The organism is Parabacteroides goldsteinii (assembly GCF_020091425.1).
Lineage (GTDB): Bacteria > Bacteroidota > Bacteroidia > Bacteroidales > Tannerellaceae > Parabacteroides > Parabacteroides goldsteinii.
Window position 1 is genome coordinate 4,384,034 of record NZ_CP081906.1, and the last position, 14,823, is coordinate 4,398,856.

The 14,823-nt window shown below is 41.5% G+C and carries 8 protein-coding genes; 5 read left to right on the forward strand and 3 right to left on the reverse strand.

Going from position 1 to position 14,823, the window contains the following annotated elements; genetic code table 11:
• Window positions 1–69: 69 nt before the first annotated feature.
• From K6V26_RS18820 to K6V26_RS18830, 3 genes are all read right to left on the reverse strand, one after another.
• Entirely contained in the window at window positions 70–1,578 is a 1,509-nt protein-coding gene (locus K6V26_RS18820; protein WP_195584134.1) for a RagB/SusD family nutrient uptake outer membrane protein, read from the reverse strand.
• A gap of 14 nt (window positions 1,579–1,592) precedes the next feature.
• Window positions 1,593–4,952 (reverse strand): TonB-dependent receptor, encoded by a 3,360-nt coding sequence (locus K6V26_RS18825; RefSeq protein WP_007655235.1) that lies wholly within the window; start codon window positions 4,950–4,952, stop codon window positions 1,593–1,595.
• 156 nt (window positions 4,953–5,108) lie between these two features.
• Window positions 5,109–6,053, reverse strand: coding sequence for a FecR family protein (locus tag K6V26_RS18830; protein WP_010801833.1), 945 nt, complete (start codon window positions 6,051–6,053; stop codon window positions 5,109–5,111).
• 514 nt (window positions 6,054–6,567) lie between these two features.
• Here K6V26_RS18830 and K6V26_RS18835 point away from each other — a divergent pair.
• The 5 genes from K6V26_RS18835 to K6V26_RS18855 all read left to right on the forward strand — a co-directional run bounded on the left by K6V26_RS18835 (window position 6,568) and on the right by K6V26_RS18855 (window position 14,765).
• Window positions 6,568–7,236 (forward strand): FecR family protein, encoded by a 669-nt coding sequence (locus K6V26_RS18835; RefSeq protein WP_224263544.1) that lies wholly within the window; start codon window positions 6,568–6,570, stop codon window positions 7,234–7,236.
• Between the two features lie 218 nt (window positions 7,237–7,454).
• On the forward strand, window positions 7,455–10,838 hold the full coding sequence (locus tag K6V26_RS18840; protein ID WP_224263545.1) for a TonB-dependent receptor: 3,384 nt from the start codon (window positions 7,455–7,457) through the stop codon (window positions 10,836–10,838).
• Window positions 10,839–10,875: 37 nt separating this feature from the next.
• A complete protein-coding gene (locus K6V26_RS18845) occupies window positions 10,876–12,504 on the forward strand; it encodes a RagB/SusD family nutrient uptake outer membrane protein (RefSeq protein WP_224263546.1) in 1,629 nt (542 codons plus the stop codon).
• Window positions 12,505–12,670: 166 nt separating this feature from the next.
• Entirely contained in the window at window positions 12,671–14,035 is a 1,365-nt protein-coding gene (locus tag K6V26_RS18850) for an alpha-L-fucosidase (protein ID WP_224263547.1), read from the forward strand.
• Between the two features lie 145 nt (window positions 14,036–14,180).
• The gene (locus K6V26_RS18855; protein WP_007655241.1) at window positions 14,181–14,765 is read left to right on the forward strand and encodes an RNA polymerase sigma factor; all 585 of its coding nucleotides are present in this window, start codon (window positions 14,181–14,183) and stop codon (window positions 14,763–14,765) included.
• The last annotated feature ends 58 nt before the right edge of the window (window positions 14,766–14,823 follow it).

The following is a 14,823-nucleotide window of genomic DNA, read 5'->3' on the forward strand; positions in this document are numbered from 1 at the left end:
TGTTATCAGAGACAAATAAGGCCGTTGCCAGACGGTAACGGCCTTATCCTGTCAACTTATTCCATTCAATTACCAGTCACCATTCTGAGTACACAACAAGTTGGTTTGTATCTCTTTAGCCGGTATGGGCAAATAATAATGACGTTTCTGGAAGCTGGCAAAACGGATTGGGTCCTGCGCTTTCAACTCCTGTTCAAGCAACCCCCAACGGCGAAGGTCATAGAAACGTTCCCCTTCTTTAAAGAACTCGATAGCACGCTGATGGATCAGTTCTTCCTTAACCGATGCAGCATCTGTCTTGCCGGAATAAGGAAGCAAGTTACCTCCACGGGTACGTATCTGGTCTATGTAACCGATTGCCTGTACCGTATTATTCAGATTCAGTTCACACTCAGCCAATAACAAGATCACATCGGCAAAACGCATGGCACGTTCGTTGATATAGGAAGGAATTGTTTCCACTTCCTGTTCACGGGTTTTGGAATTCTGATATTTAAGAATCCAGTAAGAAGCCAGGTCTTCACCGGATAATACTTCCTGAATAGGCTTCATATAATACATACAGCCAGGATAATCCCAGGCAACAGATGTCAATGTACGATAATCATACTCTCCGTTTGCCGCTCTTTCTTTCCTGAAAATATCCATCATCTTCTGGGTCGGTTTTGCCTCAAACCATCCGCCAACAGCACCGGCCGCATATTCAACAGCAATGGTGGTCGACTGGGCAGAATTGGCTGTTTCACCATTATCCCACTGGTCCGATCCGCCTACCGGCTCATAGAGGATCTCAAAAATACTTTCTGCATTGTTTTCATGCTCCTCATCGAAATTCCAGGTAAAATCATCTACCAGTTTATACGTATACGGAGCTTTAGTCAATGGTTCCAGGGTATTTTTAGCATCCTGCCATTTTTCCATATACACATACAATTTACCTAAATAAGCATACGAAGTTCCCCGTGTCGGCTTCCCTTTATCATTTGCCAAAGGCAGCAGAGAAGCTGACTCGATAAAGTCTTTTTCGGCTTGCCCGTACACTTCTGCCTGGCTCGATTTAGCCAACTGGAAAGTAGCCGGGTCCTGAGAAGCTGTTAACCGCAGAGGAACATCACCAAACTCCTTTGCCAACTGAAAATAATACATGCCGCGGATAAAAAGAGCTTCACCACGAATCTGGTCGATGAACTCTTCTGTAAAATCTTTACCGTCTATTTCTTGCAAAATAGAATTAGCCCTGTAAATAGCATTGTAGAACTGATAAAAGATATTATTTGCCACTGCATTGTTCGGATCATTCGTGAAACGATGCATTGAATATATTTCCTGAATATCATTACGGAACTCAATATCATCCGCACGTGAAATGCGAGTCATCAGTCCACGGGTTCCATAATATCCGCCATTCCAGTTTTTTAGCGGTGTATAACAAGAGGCCATAGCCTGTCTGAAGTCGGCTTCCGTCTTCCAGAAAGTTTCTCCGGTCGGCTTATTCGGATTAGTCAGATCCAGTTTGCCTTCACAACCATTAAGTGCAATGGAAATAAAAACGAATATGATTAATTTTAATGTTTTCATAATGACATGATTTTTTAGAATGTAAGATTAAGTCCCAACATGAATACTCTGTTTGTCGGATAAACAAAGTTATCGAAACCACGGGACGTTGCATTGTCTGCATTATTGATATCAGGAGTGTAACCACTATATCCTGTGATTGTAAACAAATTTTCCGCATTCACATATACACGCAGTTTTTGTATTTTATCCTGGAACCAACGATTCGGGAATGTATATCCTAACTGGACATTACGCAGACGGAAGAATGAACCGTTTTCAAGGAAACGATCACTCTGAGGCCGGGTGTTCTGGTTCGGATCATCCCAAACTAAACGAGGATGCGATGCACCGGGATTGTCCGGAGTCCAGTAATCGAGCGTAGAAGCCAGGAAGTTCGTTCCTTTATTTACACCTTCCAACTCTAAACGGGTTCCATTATACACTTTATTGCCAAAAACACCCTGCATGCCCAATAAAAGGTCAAATCCCTTGTAGCTTGCATTCAGATTTAATCCCATAGTCAGTGTCGGGAACGGACTGCCGCAATAGACACGATCGTCATCCGTAATTTTTCCGTCACCATTAGAATCCTTGAAACGGATATCTCCGGGTTTTGCATTCGGCTGAATCAAATTACCATCCTTTACATATGCATCTATCTCCGCCTGGTTCTGGAACAGACCTTCTGTTGGGATCAACCAGAAACCACCGATCGGATAGCCGGCCAACGTACGGGTCGTAGCTACATTGGTACGGTTTTTACCACCTTCAATCACCTGGTTGGCATCACCCATTTCTACAACTTCATTTTTCATCGCATTACCGGTCCAGGTAATTCCATAAGAAAAATCTTTTGAAGGGGCATCATTCCAACCCACAGTCCATTCCACACCTGTATTTTTAATTTTACCGGCATTACGGACGGGGTCGTTTGCACCACCTGTCGAAATAGGAATAGGCACTGTCAACAATATATCTTTAGTATTCTTACGATACCAGTCACCCGTGATCATCAACCGTGAGTTCATAAAAGCCATATCTACACCGATATTGGTCATTTCCGTTTCTTCCCATTTAATTGCCGGATTCGCAAAATCTTTCGGGAATGCACCACTGATCAAACCGCCGTTACCATCCGGATAATTAATATTGGATGTAATAACACTGGTGTACATATAGTCGTCAATTTCCTGATTACCCAGGATACCATATCCCGCTCTCAACTTCAACTGGTCCATCCAGCTCTTCGACTGTTCCATAAAATGTTCTTCCGCGATATTCCAACCGACCGAAACGGAGGGGAAATGTCCGTATCGATTCTCTTTGGCAAATTTGGAAGAACCGTCCCGGCGATAAGTCGCTGTAATCAAATAACGATTATCATATGAATAGAATACACGGGAAATGATTGAGGTCAACGCGCTCTCTTTCGACCATGTATCATTCATACGGTCCTGTGTAGCAGCACCTACTTCAGTTATTCCTTCAGGCAACCCCTTACCGGAAGCCAGTATATAACGGGTATGATAATTCTGATAAGAATATCCCAACAAAGCACTGATCTTATGTTTGCCGAATGTCTGATCAAACGTCAACAGATTTTCAATCAGGAAATTATTCTTTTGATAACGATATTCGGTCATATTGGATACAGCGTTATTACGCAAACCGAAATCATAGATATTTTCATAAGATGTATTCCGTTCAAAGGAGAGATCAGGAGTTGCATTCAGACGGTATTTAAATCCTAAAGGCAATTTAACCTCTGCATACAGGTTGATATAAGCATTATATGCATTCCATGTCCTGCGCGTCAGGTTTTCATCCAGGATACCCAACGGATTAGGAATATCGGTTGCATCACCATACACTTTACCATAGCCTCCCTTTTCGTTGGTCGGATCATATTTTTGAAGAGTCGGTATAGACTGAAGGATAATACCCAGATAACCACCGCGTGCAAAACCGTACAAAGGATTATTCTGTTGTGAACTGAACACGACATTGTTTCCAAAAGTAAACCAACCACGCTTATATTCCGATTTAAACTGGGCATTATAGCGTTGATAATTCGTACCTTTTATTGTTCCGTCCTGATTGACATAACCAAGACCTGTATAATAAGTAAAATACTTTGTGCCGCCTCTGACCGTCAGGTTATAATTCTGCATCAAGGCAGGTCCCATCATTTCATCCTGCCAGTCATTACTTTCTTTCATATCGGTTGCCATTTCAAGCGGACTGGCACCGATAGCCTGACGGGAAACAGTTGTCAGGCGCGCCCAATCTTCCGCTCCCAGCATATCCAGATATTTGGACGGAGTTTGCACACCGACATTCACCGAAGCATCGATAATCGGTTTTCCTTCCGTATTGGAACCGGATTTTGTGGTAACAATAATAACGCCATTGGCAGCACGTGAACCGTAGATGGCAGCAGAAGAGGCATCTTTCAGTACATCTATACTTTCAATATCGTTCGGATTCAGATGGTCCATGCTGCTCATATACATTCCATCCACAATATACAGCGGACTGGCATTGTTCAAAGTTCCGATACCACGAACCATGATACGGCTACTCTGTCCCGGAGCCCCCCCCTGGGATACGATATCGACCCCGGCAATTTTACCCTGAAGGGCCTGCCCGATATTCACATTACTCTGCGTACTCAGCTTCTCGGTACTGATATTTGCCACGGAACCGGTAAGGTCGGCTTTCTTCTGTGTACCATATCCGATTACGACCACTTCATCCAGAGTCTTGGTATCTTCCACCAATATAACACGAAGCGTATTCTGATTGGTAATTGTAATTTCTTTCGTCAGATAACCGATATAAGAAACTTCCAAAACTGAGCCGGATTGGGCCTCGATGGAAAATTCTCCATTGATATCTGTCACGGTACCGTTAGTCGTACCTTTAATTATCACATTCGCCCCGATAACCGGTTCGCCGTTTGAATCGAGTATCGTTCCATCGATTTTTCTTACCTGTTGCTGGATTTCAGCATCCGTTTTTCCTGTTACTTTGGTTAGTACGATATGCGTACCTTCCATATCAAAATCGATTTCCGAATCCTTCAGGATATTTCTAAGGACTGCCGATACCGGCTCATTTTTAACTTTGACAGAGACCTTGCGGTTCACATCTACCTGATTATTATAGATAAACAGATAATCGGTCTGTTTTTCGATTTCGCCTAATACTTCGTCCAGCTGGGCATTACGTTTACTAATACTCACCCGGGCATTTTGTGAATGTGTATTTTCTGCGAAAGAGCAGAACACACATACTAAGAGTAGGAACGTGGTGATTCGCATAATTCTAAAGATTTGTTTAAGTTTCGGGCTTTTAGGATAATACCTACCCGACAAAGAGTTTTTTTTCATACCTTTGTTGATGATTTGAAGTTAATACAGTTTTTAATTGAATTGTGTTGATTGAATGCCGGTAATTGCCCCCCAGCGTTTGCCGGCATTTTTCAGCTAGTGATCATGTATATTCATAAGCATTCTTTTAAAGTTAATAATATCATTCTTATAATCTTATTCTATATAAATTATCTGGTTCTCGTCATCTCGCTGATAAGTAAACTTGATATCCTTCTGCAATACCCTCAGCGCATAATCGATACCGTCTGTCTGTCGGAATTTACCTGTGTAAACGTATTTAAAGACATTCTTGTTTTTCACCTGAATTGTTAATCCATAGTATTTTTCAAAATCTTTCATAATGGATGTAAACGTTTCATTCTTAAAACAAATCAAGCCTTCTTTCCATCGGTAAGGATTATAGTCGTCCACAGCGGTTACATGCAATTTACCGTCTTGCAGAAAAACCTTATTGTTCGGTTTCAGAGTTATTTTTTGCGTGGAGTCGCTTGCTGAAGCTACCTTTACGCTACCCGACATTAACGTTGTTTCAAACTCGCCTGTTTCTGAATAGGCATTTACATCAAATTGGGTACCCAATACCTCTACGTTATAATTATCCGTTTGCACGATGAACGGTTTGCTTTTATCTTTTGTCACATCGAAATAGGCTTCTCCATCCAAGACCACCTGGCGATTATTTTTACCGAATTTCACCGGATATGACAGTGAAGTCCTGGCATTTAGCCAGACATTTGTGCCATCGACCAATGTGATATTGATACGTTGGCCTGCCGGGACAGTGATTGTCTGCATCGCCATCAATTCTTTTTCCAACGAAGACTGATAATAAAAATAACTTCCTCCCAAAGTGATTGCGACAACTGCGGCTATTTTGATTAACTCAGTTCTAAGAGAACTAAGGTTTATAGAAAATCTTTTCTTTCCGTTCTTAATTATTTCTTCATTCCCCAAAAGCAACATGGCATCAAACAATTTCCGTTCTTTCAAAAAGGCCAGGCGGTTCTCAGCAGACTCTTCCATCCACTGTTTTACAGCCGCTTCCTCCTCAAATGATGCGTTGCCTTCAAAAAATTTATATAATATATCTTTGTTCATTTTATATCGTTTAGGATTACCCTTCTATACTAATAGCAGTTCAGACTTGCATATCCCTAGTAAAAATATAAAAAAATATTACAAACTCAATTTTTCCTTTATATGATATTGTTTCCAGTGGTGTCAATAAAGACAGAAACAGCTCTGATTTTATCAAATTTGTTTGTGAAGTCTAACTCTCACCCCATTGCAGTGGGTATTTTTCCCCATTGCTGTGGGGATTATTCCCCTTTGTAGTGGGGGAAATTCCCCACATAAACAAAAACAGTGGGGAATTTTAGCGAAAGAAACTTTCTGCGGTAGAAATCCGATCCGCCCAATAGAGCTGAAATAAAATGATACTTTACATTTTATTTCTTTTTTTATCCTGCCGGGCCTGTTTTTGAATCCTTCCAAAGAAATATTAAAACTCTTTCTAGAGAAATAGATAAACCTTAGTTCTTTTAGAACTGAGTTAATCAAAATAGCCGCAGTCATCGCCCTTACGCTTGGCGGGAGTTTTATCTACCGGCAAATGCAAACGGAAAAGACTCCGATAGCATTGCAAACAATCACTGTCCCGGCAGGACAACGCATCAATATTACATTAGCTGACGGAACAAATGTCTGGCTGAACGCACGGACTACCATTCAATACCCAATCACCTTTAACGAAAAGGAACGTCTGGTCAAACTGGACGGCGAAGCCTATTTCGATGTGACAAAAGATAAAAGCAAACCGTTCATCGTGCAAACAAACAATTATAACGTAGAGGTATTGGGAACTAAATTCGATGTCGACTCTTATTCGGAAACAGAAATATTTGAAACAACCCTGATGGAAGGAAGTGTGAGAATTTCTTCCCTGACCGATGCAAACGAAAGCCTGATGCTCACACCACACAATAAAGCCTATCTGCATGATGGCAAACTGCGGGTGAAACCGGTAGACGATTATACGCCTTACCGCTGGCGGGAAGGCCTGATCTGTTTCAAAAACGAGACATTTGCATCGATCATGAAAGATTTTGAGAAATACTATGGGATAAACATCTATATCACAAACAAACAAGTACAAAAATACTTGTATACAGGAAAGTTCAGACAAACCGACGGCGTTGATTATGCATTGAGGGTTTTACAAAAAGATATAAAGTTTGCCTATGAACGGGATGACGACAATCACATTATTTATATCAAATGATTTTAACAATATGTTTCACCTAAATTAAAATGCTTATGGGATAAAAAATTTGTTAACCGTAATGCCGGTGAAAGCTGGGGGGCAATAGCCGGCAGACATCCAATTAACACAAACTAAATTATTAATTTATTAATTTCAAATCACAACAAAGTATGAAAGAAAACACTTTGTCGAGGTGTAATTATCGGGCACCGCGACCCTTAAAAATTTTCAGAATTATGAGAATCACGACATTCCTGCTCTTAGTATGTGTGTTCTGCACTTTTGCAGAAAATACACATTCACAAAATGCGAGGGTCAGTATTAACAAGAAAAATGTTCAACTGGAAACAGTACTGAACGAGATAGAACACCAGACTGATTACCTGTTTATCTACAACAACCAGGTAAACGTAAACAAGAAGGTGTCGTTAAAGGCTAAAAACCAGCCTGTCTCCAAAGTACTGGAAGAATTGTTGGCTAATTCGGGTATCACATATTCTGTAGAAGGAAACCATATCGTACTTGGCAAACAGACTATGGCTGCTGCTCCGCAACAAAGTAGTACAATCAGAGGTAAAGTAATCGACACCAATGGAGACCCCGTTATCGGTGCCAACATTGTCGAAAAAGGGACAACCAACGGAACTACAACGGACGTAGAAGGGAATTTCTCTATTAACGCAAAATCAGGCTCTACGCTGGTAATCACTTTCATCGGCTATGTCAGAGAAGAAGTGAAAGCTAACGCCGGAAGAAGAATGGAAATCATCTTACAGGAAGACTCCGAGACATTGGAAGAAGTCGTTGTCGTAGGATACGGTACCATGAAAAAAGCAGACTTGACAGGTTCTGTGGCAACCGTCGGTTCGGAAGTGATCGAAGACCGCCCGTTGACCAACCTGGGAGCCGGTTTGCAGGGCGCAATCGCCAACTTGAATATCAGCTCCTCCAACGGTGCTCCGGGAACAGGTTCTAAATTCAATATTCGTGGAACAACGAACTTATCAGGGGGAGAACCACTGATCCTGGTAGACGGTATCGAAATGGATCCGAACCTAATCAACCCGCAGGACGTAAAGGATGTAACCGTATTGAAAGATGCGGCTTCCGCGTCTATCTATGGTGCACGTGCCGCTTTCGGTGTAATCCTAATCACCACCAAGACAGGTTTCGTATCACAAAAACCGGTCGTTTCACTGAGCGCAAACTATTCCATCAACGTTCCGACCGTTCATGCCAATTATATGAACTCCATGGAATATACACAATGGATGAATGATGCCAACACGACAAGCAACGGTAGTAACTATTTCGATGACATTACTATGGAGCATGTCCGAAATTATTACAATGATCCGGTCAATAATCTTCCGGTATTCCATCATCCGGACGATGCAGCCAGCAAATACCGTTATTGTGGCAATACCGACTGGTATGAAGCCTTGAATAAGAAAAGTTATCCGATGCAACAGTACAACATCAGTGTACAAGGCGGTAGCGAAACAGCCAAATATATGACATCGGCCGGTATGTTCCAGCAGGACGGTATCTCTAAATGGACAGATGAAGATTACAAACGTTTCAATGTATTGCAACACGTAAACTACAAGGTAAACAACTGGTTGCAGGTTGGCTTGAGAGCTACTCTGTCAATGGTAAAAATGAATACCGGTCCACAAAATAAATATGGTAACAACTCTTTGGGAGCAACCATTCCGGGCGACAGCCGCCCCTTAATGCCTGTTTATCATCCGGACGGCCATTTTGCCGGTTATTGTGGCGACGGTTACTTTACGAATCAGGCAGCCTGGTTATCACAAGGTGGTTCTGCCGAAATGAGAAACAATAATATGTATGCAACGGCATTTGCAAAACTAAACCCACTTGAAGGTTTAGAAATTAACGTCGATTATACATATAATTACTATAACTATTCTTTCAAGAACCATGTACGTGAATACATTGACTATGATGCTGACGGAAATCCGGGTTCAATCTTCCCGCATACTTCTCCGAATCAGGTATCTTATACGAAGAATGAATCTCAATATGACGTATTCAATGCATACGCTACTTACAAGAAGAAATTCAATAAAGTACATGCTTTGGAAGGAATGATCGGTTTCAACCAGGAAAATGCAACTTATAAAGGTGTAGGGCTGAGCAGAAACAATCTGATCGCCAACGATATTCCATTCCTGAACCTGGCAACTGGTGACCGCTCAACCAGTGATTATATGAACCAGTGGGCCATCCGTGGTGCTTTCTTCCGTCTGTTCTATGCTTACGACGACAAATATCTGGTACAGGTAAATGGTCGTTACGACGGTTCTTCACGTTTCCCGAAAGATGATCGTTTTGCTTTCTTCCCGACATTCTCATTGGGTTGGAGACTTTCACAGGAGAAATTCTGGAAACCAATCGCACACATCGTTAATGACTTCAAGATCAGAGGTTCTTATGGAGCTTTAGGTAATCAGGTGTTACATCAAAATGGATATGCCTCTTATTATCCTTATATTTCTACTTATTCCACAGGTGAAGTAGGCTATTTGTTTAACGGTGAAAAGCAGATGGGTGTATATGCCCCTGGATTGGTAAGCGATCAGTTAACCTGGGAAACAGTTAAACAATGGGACTTAGGTTTTAACATCTCCATGTTTGACAGCAAGTTGACCGGAGAATTCGACTATTATGTACGAACAACAGAAGATATGTTGACAAAATCAAAGACGCTGCCTTCCATCTTAGGGGTTTCTGAGCCTCAAATGAATGCTGCCGACTTGAGGACCAAAGGATGGGAAGTAGCTTTAACATGGAAGTCTTCACTACAAAATGGCTTGGCCTATAGCGCAACATTATCTTTATCCGACTATCAGGCTGAAATTACCAAATATGATAACCCGACAAAGAACTTGTCCGATAGTTATTATGAGGGCAAGAAACTGGGTGAAATCTGGGGATTCGTCACAGAAGGTTTATTCCAATCGGACGAAGAAGCTTCTGCATGGGATCAGTCAAAAATTGTAGGTTTTACGCAATATGCCGGTGATATTAAATTTGCAGACTTGGATGGTGACGGCAAAGTGACAAGAGGCGAAAACACGGTCAATAATTCTGGTGACCTGAAAGTTATCGGTAATGAAACACCACGTTATAACTTCGGTATTCGCGGTACGGCCGAATATAAAGGCTTCGATTTCACATTATTTTTCCAGGGAACTATGAAACGTGATATTATACCATCTAAGACATTCTATTTGTCGCATTATGGTTCTCAATGGTCTGTTCCTCAAAAAATGAATTATGACTATTGGAGAGAAGATAATCGCGAAGCATTCTTCCCGCGCGCTCGCTTTAATGCAGATGCGACCAATCAAAATCAAACACGTTTTATGTTGAATGGTGCTTATATTCGCTGTAAACAGTTAGCACTGGGCTATACGATTCCAAAATATATCACGGAAAAGGCTAAAATCTCCAAGCTGAGAGTTTACTTCAATGCAGACAACCTGTTTGAATTCTCCGGAATGCCCGACACTTTCGATCCTGAATTGGCTACAGTAAATGCTTATCCATTTATCCGGTCATTCTCTTTTGGTGCTAACCTGACATTCTAAGATGGAAGATTGTAGAATAATTAAAATTAAAAACAGAATGAAAAAAGTATATTATATAGCGAGCTTGTCTTTATTACTCGGATTTTCAGCCTGTAATAATGACTTCATGGATTTATATCCCGAAGATAAGATCAATGACGAGACTTATTGGAAGACAGAAAGCGACTTGAAAAACTTTGCCAACCAGTTCTATACCACATTAGACAATACAGGAGCATATGGTAACGACAATGCTTCCGACAACCAAGCACATCAGTCGAAAGATGCTTTCATCTGGAGTGATTATACCATCCCTACAGCCGGAGGAGGCTGGTCTAAAAGCGATTGGGCCAACATCAGAAGCTGTAATTATTTCCTAGCACGTTACCACACAGTAGAAGGTATTCAAGAGAATATCGACCGATATGTAGGTGAGGTTTACTTCTTCAAAGCAAAGTTTTATTACGAGAAAGTGCTCCGCTTCGGCGATGTACCCTGGTTGACAACAGATCTGACCACTTCTTCGGAAGAGTTATATAACCCGCGTAATGATCGTGGAGTAGTTGTCGATTCTATCTGTGCCTGTCTGGACAAAGCCAGTGCATGGTTGCCGGAAACCATGAACGACACACGACTTAGTAAATATGCAGCACTATTATTAAAATCAAGAGTTTGTCTATTTGAAGGGACCTGGAGAAAATACAGAAATCTTGAAAATGCAGAAAAATATCTTCGTGCCAGTGTTGAAGCTGCCGAAAAAGTTATCAATAGTGGTAATTTCGACATCTATACAACAGGTAATATCGAAGATGACTACCATGCTTTGTTCAATCAGCAGGATTATACGAATAATAAAGAAGCGATCTTTTTTGCTGCCTATGTTACAGATAAGCGTATGAATAACCGCCCGCGTACAGTTCGCGAAGCCGGTACAGGCATGACCAAAGATTTTGTAGAATCATTCTTATGTGATGACGGTAAACCGATTGCATTAAGCGATCGTTACAAAGGAGATGCCAAATTCATGGATGAATTCGAAAATCGCGATCCTCGATTGAAACAATGTGTTTACACCCCTGACCGCCCTATCGCTATATTGGCTGACGGTTCGGAGGAGTATGAAAACTCTCCGGTTTTTAACAACATGACATTCACTGGCTACCGTTTGTATAAGATGTATTCTCCATTAGCAGAAGATAATGAATTTATTAAATGTACACTGGACGACCTGATTTACCGCTATGGTGAAGTTCTACTAAACTATGCGGAGGCTAAAGCCGAATTGGGAGAATGTGATCAGGTTGTTCTGGATAAAACGATCAACAAACTGCGTGACCGTGTAGGTATGAAACATTTAACAGTCGATGTTGGCTTCACCGACCCGAACTGGCCAAAATGGGAAACAGCGATCTCTCCGCTTCTCAATGAAATACGTCGTGAACGCCGCGTAGAATTAGCCTGCGAAGGTCTTCGCTGGGATGACTTACGCAGATGGAAAGCCGGTAAATTACTGGAAAACCAGAAAACTTACCTGGGTCCGCGTGACCCGGCAACCGGCGAATACCGTGTTCTCTATCCGGGTATGACACGTACATGGTACGATCGTTTATACCTGTATCCGATCCCGACAGACGAGTTTACTTACAATCCTAATCTGTTACCGCAGAATCCGGGTTGGACAAACTAATAATGTGCCAATGAGCTAATGTGCCAATATGCCAATAAGGCAATATGCTAATGTACCAGTTTTAAGAATTTTAGATCCATGGTATTTTATTGGCATATTGACACATTAGCATATTGGCATATTATTTTTCACTATACTTGCATCTGAAATATAATCTGACTCAATCATGAAAAAAACATTTGTAGGATTACTGGCAGCCTTGTCAGTTCTTGTTTCCTGTTCATCCAACGAACCGACGAACGTTGTCACCCCAAACGCACGGCAACTGGCCTGGGCCGATGCCGAAGTCGGCGTATTGATCCATTTTGATATGCCTGTTTACCAACCGGACTACAATTTCAGGAAATGGGGAACGCATCCGGACGCATCCATTTTCAACCCGACAGAATTGAATACCGACCAATGGCTGGAAACCGCGCACAAACTGGGAGCCAAATATGCCGTACTGGTAGCCAAGCATTGCAGTGGGTTCAGCCTGTGGCCAACGGAAGCACATGATTACAGTATCAAACAATCCCCCTGGAAAAACGGCGAAGGTGATATTGTTGCCGATTTTATCGCTTCCTGTAAAAAGTATAACATCAAACCGGGAATCTATGCCAGCACAACGGCAAACGGTTATCTGTATGTAGACAATCCCGGCGTTGTCCAGGAAGGCGGTCCGGTCACTCAGGAAGAATACAACAAAATCGTAACGCAGCAATTGACCGAGTTATGGAGCAATTACGGGGAATTATTTGAAATATGGTTTGATGGCGGCGTGCTTTCCAAAGACCAGGGCGGTGCAGACGTACTATCCCTGGTACAGAAACTACAACCCAATGCCATCGCTTTCCAGGGTCCGTACGGTCATCCCAACCTGATCAGATGGGTAGGCAATGAGGAAGGTGTCGCCCCTTATCCGTGTTGGTCTACTGCCGATTCGACAACCAATGCCGACGGCACGCGTGTTATAAATGGCTTGAACGGCGATCCTTTCGCCCCGTTCTGGTGTCCGGGGGAATCAGATTTCACCCTGCGCTGGAATCGTTCCTTCCAGGGAGGCTGGTTCTGGACGGCCGGACAGGATAGCATGATGTTCACTCTCCCCGAACTACTAACAAAATATGAGACCAGTGTAGGAAGAAACACGAATATGCTTTTAGGTTTGGTTGTCGATAATAAAGGTCTTATCCCTGAAGCCGACGTCCGTCAGGTCGAAGCACTTGGCCATGAGATTGCACGCCAATATGGAACACCGCTACAACAAATAGCTGGTACCGGATCAGAATACACCATTTCTTTCGATAAACCGACCAGCATAAACCGTGTCGTCATACAGGAAGATATATCCAAAGGGGAACGGACACTGAAATATTTACTGAAAGGTAAAAAAGAAAATGAATGGATCGAGTTATCTTCGGGTAGCAGCATCGGACATAAACATATTAACAGATTTGACTCCCAAACAGTTGAAGCGATAAAATTAGTTGTGACCGAATCGAAAGCGGATCCTCAGATAATAAATTTCTCCGTATTCGAAACGCTCTAAATAAATTTGAATTAAAGGCCTTTGAGAAAATATTCTATCAGAGGTCTTTATTTTTATTCCCAAAGCTTTTTTATTTCTCATAAACGATAGACCGAACCTTTGATTTTAGTATAATTGTCTTATATTTGCTACACAAAACACAAGTATGCAAGTAGATGAAAGTAAAATAAAATGGCGTCAATTTGTTTCCGGTGATAACGAATCGTACAGCTGGATATACACTACTTATGTACAAATTTTATACCGGTACGGCCTCCGTTTTACTTCTGACCCTGAAATTATAAAAGATTGTATACAAGAAGTTTTCACTTCGCTGTATAAAAACAGGAATAGCCTCATCACTCCTGATAATATCAAAGTATACTTATTCGTTTCTGTAAAAAACTGCCTTATACGCACTCTATATAAGGAATCTTTTTATGACCGGGAATTACCGGAAAACATTCAATTTTCATTAGAATCTACCGTCGAAGAAGATTTCATCAATAATGAACAATATGCCAATCAGCAGAAAATGATCAATGAGATCCTTGCTCTTTTAACGCCCCGTCAAAAAGAAATTATCTATTACCGTTTTATCCAAGAATTAAGTATGGATGAAATATGCATACTGATGAACCTTAATTATCAATCTGCACAGAACCTGATTCAGCGTTCACTCAAAAAAGTAAGACAAAATTACGATTCCATTGAAGTATTCCTATTAATACTCGCTATTTCACTAAAATAAAATATTTTCTAAAATTTCTTTTTTTAAGTGAGTATAAAAAAAGAATTGATGTATCCTC